This is a genomic window from Campylobacter concisus (assembly GCF_003048615.2).
Taxonomy (GTDB): Bacteria; Campylobacterota; Campylobacteria; order Campylobacterales; family Campylobacteraceae; genus Campylobacter_A; species Campylobacter_A concisus_C.
Genome location: NZ_CP049263.1, coordinates 732321 through 748255 on the forward strand (window position 1 = coordinate 732321; position 15935 = coordinate 748255).

The window sequence follows — 15935 nt, forward strand, 5'->3', positions numbered from 1 at the left end:
GAATTCCTTTACATATGATTTTATGTTGTCTATATCGGCTAGTTTAAAAAGAGCTATATAGCTTTTGAGATATTTTTAGCGGAAAAATGTAATTTTTTGTCTAAATTTAAGGTCGCTCTTTTATCAAATTTAAAAGATTTTCTCTGATATTTTCACTAGTTAAATTTGAAATTTCACTGTAAAAATTTCCCTCTTTATCTAGCAGATAGATAGCGGAGCTGTGAGCGACAGAGTAGCCCATAGCAGAGTTTTTAAGATGCACTTTTTGGTATTTTACGCCGTAGTTTTTAGCGACTTTTGGTAGATCATTCATCTTTAGTCCGTCTGCATCTTTGTAGAAATTTTTTGCCATTAGGGTTAAATTTTCAGGCGTGTCACGATCAGGATCAAGAGTGATGAAAAGTAGCTCAAAGTCGTCTCTTTTTAGTTTATTTAGCTCATCACCCACAAGAGAGAGCGTAGTAGGGCAGACATCGGGGCAGTAAAGATAACCAAAATATATCGCTTTATACTTGCCGTTATAGTTTTTAAGGCTCACTTCGCCATGCTCTGAAAGCGCCTTAAAATCATACTTGTTAGGCTTTATAAAAAGCATCGCAAGACCTGCGCATATTAAGATTATTATTAAGCCCCAAAGTGTCTTTTTCATCATTTGCCCTTACATTTTTAGATCAAGATCGACAAAAAATCCAGTCTCTTTTTCGCCATCAAGCAGCTTAAATCTATACCTCATAAGATCGACCACGCAAGCACTTAGCACGACTTGTGCTATTAGATTATCGCCTCTTTGATCAAGCCTTGCCTTTATAGAACCCATGTTCATGTTTATGCCATCGATTACAAGGTTTGGATCTTTTAGCCCTAAATTTTTGCCATTAATGATCTTAAAGCTAAACGGCCTCATCGCAAAGATCGGTCTTGGCGAGATGTCTATCTTTAGCTTAACGCCATTAAATTTCACCTCGCAAGCATCTTTGTTTAGATCACATTTTAGAGGATCAAGCGATGTATTTACATCGGCAAATTCAGGCGGATCCTCTTTGCTGACCATAAATTTATGACCTATCCAAAAAGCGCCTGCTACGATAAATATGAGTGAAAAAATGATTAGAATTTTTTTCATTATTTAAAGTTTTTAGTTACTCCGATATTATCAAGTTTGATGCTCTCGCCATTGCTAAATTTAAGCTCCAGATCAACCTTGTCGCCATCTTTTACGGGTTTGTTTAGATCCATAAGCATGATGTGAAGACCGCCAGGCGCTAGCTTTGTCTCACCATTTTTTGGGATAACAGCGTCCTCAACTTGAACCATAGCCATCATGCCATTTTCCATCTTGTGAGTGTGAATTTCAGTGCTTTTACAAACACTTGAATGAACGCCAACTAGCTTTACATCGGTATTTGAAGCATTTTTGATATTCATGAAAATAGCGCTGTTGTTTGTGCCAGGCTTTGTGTCTCTTGCTCTGACATTTTCTAGGCTGATGTCAGCTGCCATTAGTGTAGAAGCCGCAAGCAATGCACCAAAAACAAGTTTTTTCATATTTTTCCTTTATGGTAAATTAATAATGGTTTTCAGATTATACATATAAAGAAACTAAAATTCCCTTTAAAATTTAAAAATTGAAATTTTTTAGGTTATAATTACGCACTAAATTTTACTTTTTGGGACACTTCACTTGAAAAAGATACTATTTTTCTTCATCGCGTTAGCGCCTTGTCTTTTTGCCCAAAATTACGAAGAAATTTACTTAAAAAATGGCCCATCTGCTGTCATAGAAGCCATTGAGAAGAACATTTTAAGTAAGGACTACTGGCTAAACAAGCTCAAAGACAAGGACGTTAGATACGGATATTACGACAACGAGATACTTCTAAGCGTGGTTGATAAGACTGACAAAGAGCTTGAGGTCATCTCTTATAAAGACGGAGTTACAAAAAAACTCTTTAACTCAAGCGTCATCGTTGGCAAAAACGGCGACAAACTGCTTGAGGGCGACCTAAAAACGCCAGTTGGTGTCTATCAGCTCACACGTAGATTTACGCCAAATGACAGATATCTTGGCCCACTTGCTTTTTCTCTTTCATATCCAAATTTACTTGATAAACTTGCAAAACGTAATGGCAGCGGCATCTGGATACATGGCTATCCACTCGATGGTCAAAGGACAGATGAGCTAAAGACAAAAGGCTGCGTGGCTATGCAAAATGACATCTTGATGAAATTTGACGAAGTTATAGACCACAAAAGAACGCTCGCATTTATCTACGAGGACAAGCGCCCAGAAGCAAGCGTGAACGACATAGCGGTGATCATCTCTGGAATTCTTAACTGGAAGAAGACTTGGAGCGAGAGTGACATTGATAGCTATTTGAAATTTTATGATAAAGACTTTGAGCGATATGACGGTATGAGCTTAGAAAATTTTAAAAATATGAAACGAGCGATCTTTTCTAAAAAAGAGAAAAAACATATCGCATTTTCAAATTTTCTCATCACGCCTTATCCAAACCTTAAAAACGACAAGCTCTTTCGCGTGAGTTTTTATGAGGATTATGCTGCTGATACGCATAAATTTGCAGGTCAAAAGACCCTTTATGTCAAGCTTTATGGCGATGAGATGAAAATTTTTATAGAGGAGTAGAAGTGGAAAAATCTCAAGAAGTAAAAGAGAAGATAGAGAAAATTTTAGAGGCGAGGTCTGCATTTTTTGCTGAGCTAGACCGCCAAGTACCAAAGAAAAATGGCACTGACGTCTTTGACTTTAGCAAGGTCAAAGAGGCTGATCTAAAAGAAATTTACGCTAAATTTTATGCATTTGACTACAACGTAAGAAAGCTCTTGCCTGACGTTTATAAAGCTTATGATGTGAATTTCAATGTCTGAGATACGCTTAAACAAAGCAGCTTACATCCACAATCTAACTAAAATTTGTGATAAGGCTGGCGGAAAAGAAAAAGTGATCGTCGTGCTAAAAGATAACGCTTATGGACACGGCGCAAGGCTCATAGCTAGCGAGGCTAAGAAATTTGGCATAAAAAACTGCGCTGTAAAGAGCGAATTTGAAGCAAATGAGATCGCTGATATCTTTGAAAATATCTTGATCCTCTCACACATCCCAACAGGCGATGAGAGCGCTAAATTTATCTACGCTATAAACGACATAGACGCGCTTTTAAAGATAAAAGAAAATACAAAAATCAACCTCGCCATCGACACTGGCATGCATAGAAATGGGCTTGATATAAGCGAGCTTGATTATGCATTTGAAATTTTAGCCAGAAGAAATTTAGAGCTTCTTGGTGCTTATACTCACTTTCGCGCAAGTGATGAGCTAAATGCTGATTATTTCGTGCAAAGAGAAAACTTTAACGCCGCAAAAGAGAAAATTTTAGCTCTTTGCGATGAGTTTGGTATAAAAAAACCGATCTTTCACTCTCACAACTCAGCCGCCCTTGAAAGAGCTAGCGCGGTTGAAGATGAGATGGTGCGCGTGGGCATCGCTCAGTATGGATATGCTCAGTTTAACGGCTCATTGGAGCTAAAGCCAGTGCTTTCACTTTGGGCAAAGCGCGTTAGCAGACGCGTTTTAAAAAGTGGTCAAAGCGTGGGATATGGTGCTAAATTTATAGCAAAAGATGATATAAACGTCGCTACTTACGACCTTGGATATGGCGACGGACTGCTAAGATATAGTGGAGAGGGCGAGCTAAGGCTTGCAAGCGGCGAGCTGATACTTGGCAAAATTTCGATGGATAGCTTTAGCTGCAAAGATAGTGGCGAGTGGGTCTGTGTTTTTGAGGACGCAAATGTCTGGGCTAACTTTTTTGGCACGATAAACTACGACATCTTGGTCAAACTCTCGCCAAATATCACTAGAAAATTTATATAAAGGTAATATGTGAAAAAGATCGTTTTATTAGCTCTTGCAAGCCTTGCTTTTGGTGTGCAAGAGAGTGAGTTTAAAGTTTATGAGCAGATACTAAATCAGCTTGATACAAAGCAGATCCCAGCCTTTGTCGTCCAAACTGCAAAGCCAAATTTACCAAGCAGGGTCGATGAGATGATCACGCTAAAAGATGTAAGCAGTGACGGGCTAAACATACATGGCGAGTTTGTCTTAAATGAGACCAAGACAAAGAAACTAAAAGGCTATAACAAGGCTCAAATTTCGGCTTTAAAAGATGAATTTTATCAAAACGGAAAAGAGGCGCTTTGCAACTCAGGCATGACAAGAGCTGCGCTAAATCGCGGCATCACGCTAAGTGGTAGCTACGGCTTTGAGGGCAGACATCTTTTTGATTTGAAGCTGGATAAGAGTAGTTGCGAGTAGCCATTTTTGCTCTGGTTTTTTGCTCGCTTGCTCTGGCTCTTACGCCAGATATGGCAGCGAAAAGTCACGCAACATACTACAAAAAAAAGCTCCCATTTATCTGCACGCCGACGCTAACGCTTAACGATATCTTAAACGTTGGCGACACGCTCATCTACAGATACGCCGTTAAACACTCAAGAAAGCAAGAGATCAAAAGGCTTGAAGAAAAAGAGCTTTTGGAATTTATCGAGGCTATAAAAAAAGAGAATTTAAGAACCGCTTGCAAGGACAAAGAAATTTTAAATATGCTAAGCATCGGCGTTAGTTTGGATGAAATTTTCTACTCAGAAAACGGCGAACTAATCTTTGAATACACCATAGAAGATCGTGACTGTAGGATATTACAGTGATATGCTTCCAAATAAAACAATCCATTCTAATGTATAAGATATTTTTAAGCATCCAATAGCCAAAGAAGATTTATAATTTAACGCTACAAGATCGTTTTTAAAAGAAGGACTAAGATGAAAGTCTCAAATATCGCTTGTGCCTTACTTCTTGGCAGTTGTTTTATTGTTAGTGATCTGTTTGCTACGCCGTTAAGCGATTATGAAGATGCATTAAGAGCAAAAGAAGATGCAATAGCGCTTAATAAAAAGATACAAAGAAAAAAAGAAAATGCTCTAAATAGCGCAGTAGAGCAGATGAAATTTTTGCTAAGCGTTAAAGAGCTAAAAGAGTGGGATGGTTATGCTACAAATCCAGACCCTCAAAAGGCTAAAATTTATAAAAAGATGTATGATGCTTCACAAGAGATAGGTAATGCATTATATGTGCTAAAGCCAACTGGTAGCCCTATTGTTATAAAAGCAGATGATCAAGTCTCTATACTATCTGTACTTCCAACTGGAGATATTATGGTGAGCATAAAAAGCAATGGTGGTTCTCAGGTATATACTGGTGATATGTATATCAATCCTTTCTATCCAATGTTTATTACACCTAGTGATATGGCTTTTATATTTCACGATAAAAATATAAAAGTTTGGTGGCAATTTTTAAAAGGTTTTGATAAAAAGCATGCTGAGCTTGTAAATGAGCGCGAAAAAGCCCTAAGCGATAATATAAAGAATACACTTGATCCAGCCATAAAAGAGAAAGCTTTAGCTCTTGCAAATCTTGGCATAACAACTACTGATCCAAAATACAGCGAAGGTGTTGTAAAAAATTTTGACGCACTTGATGATACTCTGAGAAAAGATATTTCAGAGAAAGAAGATGCTCTTGATAGAGTAAATAAAAAAGTGGATCAAAAGATATCTGAGATAGATAGATCAAAAGTAATTTTAGAGAAAAAAGATCTTGAAGGCATAAAAGCACAAGAAGCAAAAATAGATGCAGCTAAGGCTAGAGTAGATAGTATTCTTACAACATCCTCTGATAAAAGAGAAGCATTGCTAGATGCCATAAAAGCTGGAATTCCAGTTGTTAAAGACGGCAAAAGATTGACGCAAGATGACGTCAAAGATAGTACAAAACTTGCTGATAGTGATCTAGACGGTGTGATCACTACTACAAGAAGTGCCGCAGCTGATGCCAAGAGTGAAGTATCGGCAGTAACAACCCTAGAGGCTAGCGATGTTCTACCTGCTAAAGCGGCATTAGAAAGCGCAAAAGAGACATTAGTAAATTTTGAAAAAAAGATAGCAAATGATACCAAAAAGATCGCTAAGGACGAGTTAAAAGCATATAAAGATAGTATCGATCCGCATAAAACAGGTAGTGAGGCCGAAGCAATAGCTAATGCTAAAGTAGCTAAAAAAGTGGCTGACCAGATATTTGCTACCAGTATAGATTCTTTTCAAATAGGTCCAGATAAGGATAAGGTGGTTCTTTTAGGTGCTAGCGCGGAGGCTATCGTAAAGCAGTTTTCAGATATAACTAATGCAAAAAATGCCTTATCCACAGCAGCATACGCTGGCAGTGATGCTAAAAGAGATGCTATAAAAAAGGCAATTGAAGCTGGCGTGCCAGTAGAGCATGCAGGCAAAAAGTTAAGTATAGGAGACGTAGAAAATCTTAGTATAGCTGATCTTAATGCGCTTATAACTACTTCTACATCAAAGGCAAATGACGCTCAAACAGCACTTAGTGCAGTAAATGCAAGTGCTGTTGTGGTGGTAGCACAAGATACTATTATAAAAAATGCTATAAAGGCTATCGCTGATCAAAGGGATAGAGTGAAGCAAACTTCAAATGTTAGAGCTAAATCCATCGCAAGATCAAATAGTTTTGGAAGTGGTGAGAGCGACGTACTAATAGCTCTATCTGATATATTAGATAGTAATGATAAAGTGGCTAATATCTTTATAAATGAAGATAGTGGTGAGATAGCTGGTGGAGCAAAAGATCTTCACTCAACACTTGAACATACAATAAAGTATTTAAATAGAGGAGATATTGCTGAAATTTTATTATTTAATGCCGACCTAGCCACAAATACTCGTCTCGCAAAACTTTCAAACCCATATAATGAAAATTTAGCCCTTGCTTATGCGATTAAAAATATGAACGGAGAGAAATTTGTGGATAACAGCGATGAAACGTTAAGCTCATTGGTAAAAGAGCATGCAAATAGCTATAAATACGACCATAATTTATGGGGTAGTACCTTTGGGGGTAAGGTTAAATCAAAAGATAGTGCAAACACTGATACTTACGGCTTTACACTCGGTTATGATAAAGCATTTGATAATGCGATTGTTGGTAGCTTTTTATTGATGGCAAGATCAAAATCCAACGAAGATAATATGAAAAATGATGCTAATAGCTATGGTTTTGGGGTATATGCTAGGAGATACCTTGACCAAAAAGAGCTAAACGCAAAATTTCTTTACGGATTTACAAGAAATACACTTGCTACAAGCTCAAGCTTAATAGGCGGCAATGATGGAAAATATGGCAACAAATTCTTTGATATTTCAGTTGATTATGGTTATGTGTTTGACCTTGAAGATGCTAAGTTTATAAAGCCAATGCTTGGGATAGAATGTACAAATCTTAAAAATGATAGTTTTACTACTGGTGGAGCTGTGGATATAAATTTTGCAAGAACAAATGTTAGGACACTTAGTGTTAAAGCTGCAACAGAATTTAGAGTTTATACTAATGAGGGTGATTATTTTTATATTACTCCTGGTATTCAGAGCGAGATAAACAAAAGTGCTGACGATGGTCTTATAAATTTTGCTGATTCAAGAGATGTTACCTTTGATATAGATAAAAGAAGATATACATATTTTACGCTAAAAACGGGTGCTGAGTTTAGACTAACTAATGCTCTTAATATAAATATAAATTTTGGAGCAAAGGCTGGTTCAAAAACTCAGCTGTATAATGGTGCTTTTGGGCTTTCATATAAATTTTAAATAATAAATTCTTAGCACTATTTGCTAAGAATTTAAAACTCTACATATCTCTTTTGATCTCGCGCTCTAGTCTTTGAAGTTCAGCGATCCTATCGCTAGTGCTAGGATGTGTTCTAAAAAGCACACCAAGCTTACTAGTTAGCGAACCAAATGGATTTACGATAAACATATGCGCGCTTTGCTCGCTTGCGTTTTGCATGACGTAAGAATTTGAGTAGTTTTCAAGCTTTCTTAGTGCGCTGGCTAGCCACTCTGGGTGCCCTGTTAGATAGGCTGCGCCTTTGTCTGCCTTGTACTCGCGCTCCCTTGAGATCGCCATTTGGATGATCGTAGCAGCTAGAGGCATCACAACGGCGATGATTAGCATAATTACTGGGTTGGCGTTTCGCTGCGAGTTTTGATTTTGCCCGGCTACGGTGCCTATCTTGGCAAAATTTGCGACCATCGCGATAGCCCCAGCTAGTATGGCAGCGACTGAGCCAGTTAGGATGTCGTAGTGCCTTACGTGACTTAGCTCGTGAGCTAGCACGCCCTCGATCTCGTTTTCATTTAAAATTTTTAAAAGCCCCTCGGTTACTGCAACGGCTGCGTGACTTGGGTTGCGGCCTGTGGCAAAGGCATTTGGTACCTCTTCTGGGATGATGTAAATTTTTGGCATCGGCAAATTCGCCTTTTGTGTGAGGCGAGAGACGATCTCGTAAAGGCCGTGAGCGTTGCTCTCATCGACTGGGATGGCGTTATATCTTTTTAGCACGAGCTTGTCGCTGAAAAAATAAGAAAATAGGTTCATGCCAGCTGCCATCAAAAAGGCGATCATCATGCCTTGCTCGCCACCCACGTAGCCGCCAACAGCGATAAAAACTAGCATTAAAGCAACCATTAAAAAAGCGGTTTTGAAAATTTCCATTTTTGTCCTTATTCTTTTATAGCATTTGGCAGGATCGCCGCGTCGATCTCAAATTTCGCAAGCTCGCAAAGGCTTGTTTCACTCTGGATCAAAACAGCGATAAGCGCGTCAAATAGGTAGTTTTGCGCAACTTTTGCCAGATCTTTTGCTAGCGTAATATCGGCAATAATAAATTTTGCTCCAGCGGCATTTGCGATGATAGCTTCGTTGATGTCATTTGCGATGATGCTAAAGCTTGCTCCAGCCTCTAACGCTCTTTTTATAAAATTTCTATCAAATTTAAAGAGATTTTGCCTGCCGTTTGAAATTTCATCTTCGCTTTTGCAAAGAAATAGCGGTTCAAATTTGATCAGCTCGTCACCCAAAATTTTCATCTCTCACCCTTTATGCATTCTTTACAGATGTATTTTCCGTCCCTTAGCACCATTTGGTCGATGTCGCTAAAGACACCGCATTTGCTGCACTCCTCGAAGTTGCTGGTGCTTATCTTGTCGCTTTTTTTTCTATTTTTAAAAAATATGATGTAAATAGCAACCAAAATCGCTACAAAAAGCAAGTATTTCAACGTATATCCCCTTGGTTTTTGAAATTAAAATATATGTAATTTCTGTTTTTATCATTATAAATTTGCGCGTCGATGCCTGAAATTTCCTCCATGACGCTTGAGCCCTTGTAGATGAGAAATTTAGTATTTTCATCATAAAATCCCTCACAAATTTTTATAAGCTCTTTTGTCTTGCTAAGCGCCCTTGAGGTGATGAGATCAGCTGTAAATTTATCTGCAAGCTCGATCTTTTGGCTATGAACTTCTAAATTTTGCAAGTCAAGCTCGATCTTAGCGTAGCTTAGAAATGATGACTTTTTGGCTATCGGCTCAAAAAGGTGCCACTTGGTTTGAGGCATCGCAAGGGCTAAAAATATAGCTGGAAAGCCAGCCCCACTGCCCACATCGATCGCCGTTTTGGCACTTAGGTCAAAAATCTCAAGCGGCTTTATGCTATCAAGCACCTGCTCGCTTATGTCTTTATAATTGCTTAAGCTATGAACCTTGTTAAATTTAGCAAAAATTTGAGCGTAAGCCTTTACTTTTTCGTCAAATTCTGCCGGCAAGCAAAGCTCATTTTTCATCACAAGATGTGCCCCATTTGCTCTTTTTTGACCTTTAAGTAGCCTTCGTTAAATTTGTTTGGTTTGATGACGATAGGCACGCGTTTTACGATCTTTACTGAGCTTAGTCCGTGAAGTTTTAAAGGGTTGTTTGTGAGTAAATTTACCTCTTTTATGCCGTAGTGATTTAGGATAAAATCAACCACTTCGTATGTCCTCTCATCAGCCTTAAAACCTAGCTGGTGATTGGCTTCTATCGTGTCAAAGCCCTTATCTTGGAGGCTATAAGCGTTTATCTTGTTTAAAAGCCCGATATTTCTACCCTCTTGACGCAGGTAGATGACCATACCGCCATTTTCTTCGATATATTTTAGGCTCGCTTCTAGCTGGTCGCGGCAGTCGCACTTTAGGCTCCCGATCGCATCGCCAGTTAGGCATTCGGAGTGAATTCTAAGATTTACGACTTCGCTTAGAGGCTCTTTGTAGATCACGAGGTGCTCTTTTGCCCCTTCTTTAAAGGCTTGAACCTTATAAGTGCCAAATCTTGAGGGTAGATTTGCGGCGTTTGAAATTTCTATTTTCATTTTAAATTTACTCCAACTGTGCTAAACTAGCTAAAAATCACGCATTTTAACAAAGAAAAGGCAAAAATATGTTTAAACGTTTTAGAAGATTAAGAATAAATCCAGCTTTAAGAGACATGGTAAGAGAGACTAGCCTTAGCGTAAATGACTTCATCTATCCGCTCTTTGTAGTCGAGGGCAAAGGCGTTAAAAACGAGATCGCTTCGATGCCAGGCGTCTATCAAATGAGTATCGATGAAATTTTAAAAGAGTGCGAAGAGATAGTAAATTTAGGCATAAAATCGATCATTTTATTTGGCATACCAAGCCTAAAAGATAGCGTTGGCAGCGACGCACTAAGCAACGACGGCATCATCGCAACTGCGCTTCGTGCCATAAAAGATAAATTCCCAAATTTAGTAGTCGTCACCGATCTTTGCTTTTGCGAATACACAGACCACGGCCACTGCGGCATAATCGACCACGTGCATAACACCATCGACAACGATGCAACGCTTGAAATTTCAGCCAAACAAGCCTTAGTGCACGCTCAAAATGGCGCCGACATGATCGCACCAAGCGGCATGATGGATGGCATCATCGCAACACTAAGAGAGGCGCTTGATAACAATGGCTTTGAAAATTTACCAGTGATGGCGTACTCGACTAAATTTGCCTCAGCCTACTACGGACCATTTCGTGACGTGGCGCAAAGCGCACCAAGCTTTGGCGATAGAAAGAGCTATCAAATGGACAGCGCAAACCGCTTGGAGGCTATAAATGAGAGCTTGCAAGACGAGGCGCAAGGCGCTGATATCTTGATGGTAAAGCCAGCGCTTGCTTATCTTGACGTCGTTAGAGAGCTAAGAAATTTAACACTTCTGCCGCTTTGCGTCTATAACGTAAGCGGCGAGTACGCACTGCTAAAAGCTGGCGCAAAAGCTGGCATCATCGACTACGAGCGCGTCATGATGGAGACATTAATCGGCTTTAAAAGAGCAGGGGCAAATTTGATCATCACCTATCATGCAAAAGAAGCAGCTAAAATTTTAAGGGGCTAAGATGAGGCACTTTTTGACGCTAAATGACTTTAGCAAAGATGAAATCGAGCAGATGATAAATTTAGCCCGCAAGATCAAAAAAGAGGCGAAGGCTAGAGATTTTAAGCCTTATCTAAAAGATCAAAAGCTTGCGATGATATTTGAAAAAAGCTCAACTAGAACTAGAGTGAGCTTTGATGTGGGCATGCATGAGCTTGGCGGATATGCGCTATTTTTAAGCAAAAATGATATACAAATAGGACGTGGTGAGCCTATACGTGACACTGCTAGAGTGATAAGCAGGATGTGTGATATGGCTATGCTAAGGGTCGATAAGCACGAGACGCTAGAAGAATTTGCTAAATTTTCAAGCGTACCAGTGATAAACGGCTTAAGCGATAAATTTCACCCAGTGCAGCTCATGGCGGACTATCTAACCATGCTTGAATTTAGCGCAGGCGAGAAGGTCGCGTACGTAGGAGATGGCAACAACATGACTCACTCGTGGCTCATGTTAGCTAGCAAGCTTGGCCTTGAGCTAAGGGTCGCCACGCCAAAAGGCTATGAGGTGGATGCTGAAATTTTAAAAATAGCTAATGAAAACGCAAAAATTTCAGGTGCGAAAATTTTTATCACAAATGATATAAAAGAAGCGGTAAATGGTGCCGATGTAGTGACTACGGACACTTGGGTATCGATGGGGCAAGAGGCCGAGAAAGAAAAGAGGCTAAAAGACTTTGCTGGATACTGCGTGGATGAAAATTTGATGAGTTTAGCTAAAAAAGATGCGATATTTTTGCACTGCTTGCCAGCTTACAGAGGCTACGAGGTAAGCGAGGCGGTCTTTGAGAGGCACGCGGATGAAATTTTTAGCGAGGCAGAAAATAGACTTCATGCACAAAAGGGCGTGATGGTCTGGCTGGATGAGAGAAGAAGATGAGTGAAGAGAAAAATATATATGATGAGATAGATGAGATCGGTAATAACCTTGGGCTAAGCGAGCCTGAAAAAACGGTCTTTGAGATAGTTTCAACGAAAAATCCAAACGAGCACATTTTAAATTTAAAAAGTGGCTCTTGGGACTCGAAAGAGCCGTGGTTTGGCATTGATGAAAATCAAAATTTACACACGGTCATTTCTGTACAATCGCTCTCAGCTTTGATAGAGGCCTTAAAAGAGTCGCAAAAAGAGAATTTTGACCTAAGGCTTGAAAAGACGATCTGGCAAAATATCCCAGTTGATTTTAGCGATGTTTGGGTGGTTGCGATGGATGAGATCAAAAAGATCGCTCACGATAAAAAGAGCAGGCAGTTTAACATCGACCTTGATAAGCTGGTAAAAAATATCAAAAAAGAGCATCCAAATTTATTTGTAGATATAAAAGAGATGATCCAAATGGCAAGGAGCAGGGCAGATGATTGATTTTAGTGCGTATGTGAAGTATTCAAGGCCAGGGCCAAGATATACGAGCTATCCGACAGCACCGGAGTTTAGCGATAAATTTAGCTACGAGGCTTATATAAAAGAGCTTGAAAACCGCGATAAAAAAAGGCCGCTTTCGCTTTATTTGCACTTGCCATTTTGCAGGAGTGCTTGCTATTTTTGTGGCTGTAACGTCATCTACACGAGCAAAGAGGACCGCAAAGAGAGATATATAAGATATATAGAAAAAGAGCTTGAAATTTTAGCTCGCCACCTAGATACAAGCACCGAGGTCTTGCAGATGCACTTTGGTGGCGGTACACCGACATTTTATAATGCCGAGCAACTTGATGAGATCATTAAACTTATCAAGGCTAAATTTAAAAATTTCTCAAAAGAGGCTGAGATAAGCTGCGAGATAGACCCGAGATTTTTGACAAATGAGCAGCTTGATGTGCTCATATCTCACGGCTTTAACCGTATAAGCTACGGCGTGCAAGACTTCGATGAGAAAGTGCAAAAAGAAATTCATAGAATTCAGCCCTACGAGATCACTCAAAATGCCGTAAAAATGGCCAGAGAAAAGGGCATAAAATCAATAAATATGGACCTGATCTACGGCCTGCCATATCAAAGTCTGGAGAGCTTTAAAAAGACGCTTGAGCTTGCTCTTACACTTGATCCAGATAGGCTTGCAGTATTTAATTACGCTCATGTGCCTTGGATAAAAAAGTCGATGCGTAAATTTGATGAGACAACCCTGCCAAATCCAGAAGTGAAGCTTGAAATTTTAAAATTTACAGCTGAGTTTTTAACTAAAAATGGCTACAAAATGATAGGAATGGATCACTTTGCAAAGCCAAATGATGAGCTTTTTGGCGCTTTGGCAAATGGCACTTTGCATAGAAATTTCCAAGGCTATACGACAAAAGGTGGCGCTGATCTTATCGGTATAGGCATTACAAGTATCGGTGAGTGCAAAAGACACTATGCGCAAAATCATAAAGATATGGATGAGTATGAAAAAGCGATCGATAGTGGAAAGTTGCCATACGCAAAGGGAATTTATCTAAGTGATGAAGACTTGCTTAGAAAAAGTGTGATCATGAGTTTGATGAGTAATTTTGGGCTTAATATCAAGGCAGTCGAGGATGAATTTCATATAAATTTCTTTGAACATTTCAAAAATGAGCTTGAAGAGCTAAAGAATTTAAGTGAATTTGTCGATGTTACGACAGATAAAATCAGTGTAAATGAGACAGGAACGCTGATAATACGAAATATTGCAATGTGTTTTGATGAGTATCTTAAGAAAATTCCTGAAAATTTAAGGCGATTTTCTAAGACAATATAAAAATTATTTTTTTGTCATAAGATATTTAAAATACGTTTAATATTTCTTGGTGTATAATTCGCACCAAAAGTCAAGCAAAAGTTTGGCAATAAAAGGTAAAAGGATCTAGTTATGAAAAAGATGTTAGCAATTAGTGCTTTGGCTGCAGCAACACTGTTGTCTGCTCAAGATGTCCCTTATAGGATTTTTCTAGCTTCATTCGCTCAAGATGATAGCGCTGCTAGAATCGATAGTGCTGTTAGTAAAGTAAACAGCAAAATATCAGATAGCAGACTAACTACTGGCGTTTATGAAGTTGGTGGAAGAAAGTTTTTATATGTTGATACAGCTCCAGTTTCTGAAAATGAAGCTAATGAGTTACTTGCAAAAGTTCAAAATGAGTCAGGTTATAAAGATGCTTTAATGAGAGCTAAGTCACCTGTAACAAATGCTCAGTCAGCTAAAAAATCTAATATAGAGCAAACTATATCAGCAGAGCCTAAAGCAGTAGCTACAGCACAAGCTGATGATAGCGTATTGACTTTGGATCAAGTTGTAAAAACTATTTTAAATGAAAACCCAAGCTTAAAAGCTACAGAATTTAACTACTTACAAGTAGGCAAAGACCTAAAAATAGCTAAAAATGCTTACTATCCAACACTTGATGCAGCTGCTAGAGTAGGATATGAGAGAAAACGTCTTGATGATGGTCTTACAACAAGAAGAGGTGATGGCAGAGTATCTGGCGCATCTTTAACTTTAGTTGAAAACCTCTATAATGGTGGTGCTGATAAAAACAGAATCAACTCTCAAAGTGCAAGACTTGACTCAGCTGCTTACACAGTAGCTCAAGCTGCAGATAGACTAACACTAAGCGCTGCAAATGCTTACCTACAAGTTCTTCAAACAAAGAGAATTCTTGACATTGAAGAAGAAAACGTAAAAAGCCATGAAGAAATTTATAGCCAAATCAAAGATAGAGCAAGATCAGGTTACGGCGTAGCTTCTGAAGAGAGACAAGCTGGATCACGTTATACTTTGGCTCAATCAAACTATATAGCTGCAAAAAATAACTATGAAGACGCACTTTCTACATTTGAAAAACTATATGGAAGAAAAGTTGCTGCTAAAAACCTAGTAATGCCTGAATTTAACCTGCCATTACCAAGCACTAAAGAGGCTGTTTATGACAAAGCTGTTCTTTGTAACCCAACACTTCTAGTTCAAAGATCAAACATTGCTATGGCAGAGTCTGTTGTAAAAGAGTCAAATGCGCCATTTTTGCCAAAACTAGATCTTGTTGTGTCAGGTGCTTATGATCACTCAAATGTTTTATATGATGATTATGAAGAGCAAACATTTGACGCTCTTTTAAGACTAAACTATAACCTTTACAACAAAGGCAATGATAAGCTAAATAAAGAGAAGAGCCAACTTGCTGTTCAACAAGAGCAACAAACTATGGACAACCTTGTAAGAGAGCTTAAAGAGTCTTTAGAATTCTCATGGCAAAACTATGTTCTTAACCAAGAGAAAATGGGATATCTAAATCAACACGTTGAGTATGCAAAAGCTACACTTGATGCTTACCAAGATGAGTTTAGAATCGGTCGCCGTGACCTTATCAACCTACTTGATGCAGAAAATGAGTACAACACAGCTTTAAAAGAGATCGCTACAACTGAGACTGCACTATCTTATGCAAAATATAGATTGCTAGATAACATGGGTATGGTTTCAGATAGTTTTGAGCCAGGCTTTGCTAAGAGATATATTCAAGGCGCTTGCAGTATTCAAAACGACTTAAGATAAAAATT

Annotated in this window: 19 protein-coding genes; 11 read left to right on the forward strand and 8 right to left on the reverse strand. The window is 38.8% G+C overall.

Going from position 1 to position 15935, the window contains the following annotated elements; translation table 11 throughout:
- Positions 1 to 106 precede the first annotated feature (106 nt).
- From CVS89_RS03710 to CVS89_RS03720, 3 genes are read right to left on the reverse strand one after another with little or no spacing between them, the layout of a single operon-like run.
- Positions 107 to 649, reverse strand: coding sequence for an SCO family protein (locus CVS89_RS03710; RefSeq protein WP_107847735.1), 543 nt, complete (start codon positions 647 to 649; stop codon positions 107 to 109).
- A gap of 9 nt (positions 650 to 658) precedes the next feature.
- Positions 659 to 1123: a hypothetical protein gene (locus CVS89_RS03715; RefSeq protein ID WP_103611157.1), complete on the reverse strand. Its 465-nt coding sequence runs from the start codon at positions 1121 to 1123 to the stop codon at positions 659 to 661.
- A complete protein-coding gene (locus tag CVS89_RS03720) occupies positions 1123 to 1545 on the reverse strand; it encodes a copper chaperone PCu(A)C (RefSeq protein WP_107847736.1) in 423 nt (140 codons plus the stop codon). The genes CVS89_RS03715 and CVS89_RS03720 overlap by 1 nt, the downstream gene beginning before the upstream one ends.
- Positions 1546 to 1681: 136 nt before the next feature.
- On the opposite strand from CVS89_RS03720, the gene CVS89_RS03725 reads away from it, so the two are divergent.
- The 6 genes from CVS89_RS03725 (at position 1682) to CVS89_RS03750 (ending at position 7746) form a co-directional block, all read left to right on the forward strand.
- Positions 1682 to 2647 carry a L,D-transpeptidase family protein gene (locus tag CVS89_RS03725; protein ID WP_107847737.1) on the forward strand — a complete coding sequence of 322 codons (966 nt, stop codon included), beginning with the start codon at positions 1682 to 1684 and terminating at the stop codon, positions 2645 to 2647.
- 2 nt (positions 2648 to 2649) lie between these two features.
- Positions 2650 to 2889, forward strand: a complete 240-nt coding sequence (cmeU, locus tag CVS89_RS03730; protein ID WP_009294264.1) for a CmeU family protein — start codon at positions 2650 to 2652, stop codon at positions 2887 to 2889.
- Complete coding sequence (locus tag CVS89_RS03735; protein ID WP_107847738.1) at positions 2882 to 3895, forward strand: alanine racemase; 1014 nt, start codon at positions 2882 to 2884, stop codon at positions 3893 to 3895. Before cmeU ends, CVS89_RS03735 begins: the two co-directional genes overlap by 8 nt.
- 9 nt (positions 3896 to 3904) lie before the next feature.
- The gene (locus tag CVS89_RS03740) at positions 3905 to 4336 is read left to right on the forward strand and encodes a peptide deformylase (protein WP_107847739.1); all 432 of its coding nucleotides are present in this window, start codon (positions 3905 to 3907) and stop codon (positions 4334 to 4336) included.
- 50 nt (positions 4337 to 4386) lie between these two features.
- On the forward strand, positions 4387 to 4728 hold the full coding sequence (locus CVS89_RS03745) for a hypothetical protein (RefSeq protein WP_196088154.1): 342 nt from the start codon (positions 4387 to 4389) through the stop codon (positions 4726 to 4728).
- 114 nt (positions 4729 to 4842) lie between these two features.
- Positions 4843 to 7746 (forward strand): autotransporter domain-containing protein, encoded by a 2904-nt coding sequence (locus tag CVS89_RS03750; RefSeq protein ID WP_107847741.1) that lies wholly within the window; start codon positions 4843 to 4845, stop codon positions 7744 to 7746.
- Between the two features lie 40 nt (positions 7747 to 7786).
- Here the strand turns inward: CVS89_RS03750 and htpX are convergent, their stop codons facing one another.
- The 5 genes from htpX to ribA are packed head-to-tail and all read right to left on the reverse strand — an operon-like array spanning position 7787 to position 10344.
- Entirely contained in the window at positions 7787 to 8653 is an 867-nt protein-coding gene (gene htpX, locus CVS89_RS03755) for a zinc metalloprotease HtpX (RefSeq protein ID WP_107847742.1), read from the reverse strand.
- 8 nt (positions 8654 to 8661) lie between these two features.
- Positions 8662 to 9027 (reverse strand): hypothetical protein, encoded by a 366-nt coding sequence (locus CVS89_RS03760; RefSeq protein ID WP_107847743.1) that lies wholly within the window; start codon positions 9025 to 9027, stop codon positions 8662 to 8664.
- Positions 9024 to 9218: a hypothetical protein gene (locus CVS89_RS03765; RefSeq protein ID WP_009294554.1), complete on the reverse strand. Its 195-nt coding sequence runs from the start codon at positions 9216 to 9218 to the stop codon at positions 9024 to 9026. The genes CVS89_RS03760 and CVS89_RS03765 overlap by 4 nt, the downstream gene beginning before the upstream one ends.
- The gene (gene rsmG, locus CVS89_RS03770; protein WP_107847744.1) at positions 9215 to 9781 is read right to left on the reverse strand and encodes a 16S rRNA (guanine(527)-N(7))-methyltransferase RsmG; all 567 of its coding nucleotides are present in this window, start codon (positions 9779 to 9781) and stop codon (positions 9215 to 9217) included. The genes CVS89_RS03765 and rsmG overlap by 4 nt, the downstream gene beginning before the upstream one ends.
- Complete coding sequence (gene ribA / locus CVS89_RS03775) at positions 9781 to 10344, reverse strand: GTP cyclohydrolase II (RefSeq protein WP_012001491.1); 564 nt, start codon at positions 10342 to 10344, stop codon at positions 9781 to 9783. Before ribA ends, rsmG begins: the two co-directional genes overlap by 1 nt.
- 68 nt (positions 10345 to 10412) lie before the next feature.
- Between ribA and hemB the strand changes: the two genes are divergently transcribed.
- The 5 genes from hemB (at position 10413) to CVS89_RS03800 (ending at position 15930) form a co-directional block, all read left to right on the forward strand.
- A complete protein-coding gene (gene hemB / locus CVS89_RS03780) occupies positions 10413 to 11384 on the forward strand; it encodes a porphobilinogen synthase (protein ID WP_107847745.1) in 972 nt (323 codons plus the stop codon).
- 1 nt (position 11385) lies between these two features.
- Positions 11386 to 12303, forward strand: coding sequence for an ornithine carbamoyltransferase (gene argF, locus CVS89_RS03785; protein WP_107847746.1), 918 nt, complete (start codon positions 11386 to 11388; stop codon positions 12301 to 12303).
- The gene (locus tag CVS89_RS03790) at positions 12300 to 12785 is read left to right on the forward strand and encodes a DUF2603 domain-containing protein (RefSeq protein WP_012001494.1); all 486 of its coding nucleotides are present in this window, start codon (positions 12300 to 12302) and stop codon (positions 12783 to 12785) included. Before argF ends, CVS89_RS03790 begins: the two co-directional genes overlap by 4 nt.
- Positions 12778 to 14139, forward strand: a complete 1362-nt coding sequence (gene hemN / locus CVS89_RS03795; RefSeq protein WP_107847747.1) for an oxygen-independent coproporphyrinogen III oxidase — start codon at positions 12778 to 12780, stop codon at positions 14137 to 14139. The genes CVS89_RS03790 and hemN overlap by 8 nt, the downstream gene beginning before the upstream one ends.
- A 111-nt stretch (positions 14140 to 14250) precedes the next feature.
- Positions 14251 to 15930 carry a TolC family outer membrane protein gene (locus CVS89_RS03800; RefSeq protein ID WP_107847748.1) on the forward strand — a complete coding sequence of 560 codons (1680 nt, stop codon included), beginning with the start codon at positions 14251 to 14253 and terminating at the stop codon, positions 15928 to 15930.
- Positions 15931 to 15935: the final 5 nt, after the last annotated feature.

What these genes read in the sequence shown, in the direction of transcription:
- CVS89_RS03710 (WP_107847735.1), bottom strand. Translation starts at nt 649, where the DNA reads ATGAAAAAGACACTTTGGGGCTTAATAATAATCTTAATATGCGCAGGT.
- CVS89_RS03715 (WP_103611157.1), bottom strand. Translation starts at nt 1,123, where the DNA reads ATGAAAAAAATTCTAATCATTTTTTCACTCATATTTATCGTAGCAGGC.
- CVS89_RS03720 (WP_107847736.1), bottom strand. Translation starts at nt 1,545, where the DNA reads ATGAAAAAACTTGTTTTTGGTGCATTGCTTGCGGCTTCTACACTAATG.
- CVS89_RS03735 (WP_107847738.1), top strand. Translation starts at nt 2,882, where the DNA reads ATGTCTGAGATACGCTTAAACAAAGCAGCTTACATCCACAATCTAACT.
- CVS89_RS03745 (WP_196088154.1), top strand. Translation starts at nt 4,387, where the DNA reads ATGGCAGCGAAAAGTCACGCAACATACTACAAAAAAAAGCTCCCATTT.
- CVS89_RS03750 (WP_107847741.1), top strand. Translation starts at nt 4,843, where the DNA reads ATGAAAGTCTCAAATATCGCTTGTGCCTTACTTCTTGGCAGTTGTTTT.
- htpX (WP_107847742.1), bottom strand. Translation starts at nt 8,653, where the DNA reads ATGGAAATTTTCAAAACCGCTTTTTTAATGGTTGCTTTAATGCTAGTT.
- CVS89_RS03760 (WP_107847743.1), bottom strand. Translation starts at nt 9,027, where the DNA reads ATGAAAATTTTGGGTGACGAGCTGATCAAATTTGAACCGCTATTTCTT.
- rsmG (WP_107847744.1), bottom strand. Translation starts at nt 9,781, where the DNA reads ATGAAAAATGAGCTTTGCTTGCCGGCAGAATTTGACGAAAAAGTAAAG.
- ribA (WP_012001491.1), bottom strand. Translation starts at nt 10,344, where the DNA reads ATGAAAATAGAAATTTCAAACGCCGCAAATCTACCCTCAAGATTTGGC.
- hemB (WP_107847745.1), top strand. Translation starts at nt 10,413, where the DNA reads ATGTTTAAACGTTTTAGAAGATTAAGAATAAATCCAGCTTTAAGAGAC.
- argF (WP_107847746.1), top strand. Translation starts at nt 11,386, where the DNA reads ATGAGGCACTTTTTGACGCTAAATGACTTTAGCAAAGATGAAATCGAG.
- CVS89_RS03790 (WP_012001494.1), top strand. Translation starts at nt 12,300, where the DNA reads ATGAGTGAAGAGAAAAATATATATGATGAGATAGATGAGATCGGTAAT.
- hemN (WP_107847747.1), top strand. Translation starts at nt 12,778, where the DNA reads ATGATTGATTTTAGTGCGTATGTGAAGTATTCAAGGCCAGGGCCAAGA.
- CVS89_RS03800 (WP_107847748.1), top strand. Translation starts at nt 14,251, where the DNA reads ATGAAAAAGATGTTAGCAATTAGTGCTTTGGCTGCAGCAACACTGTTG.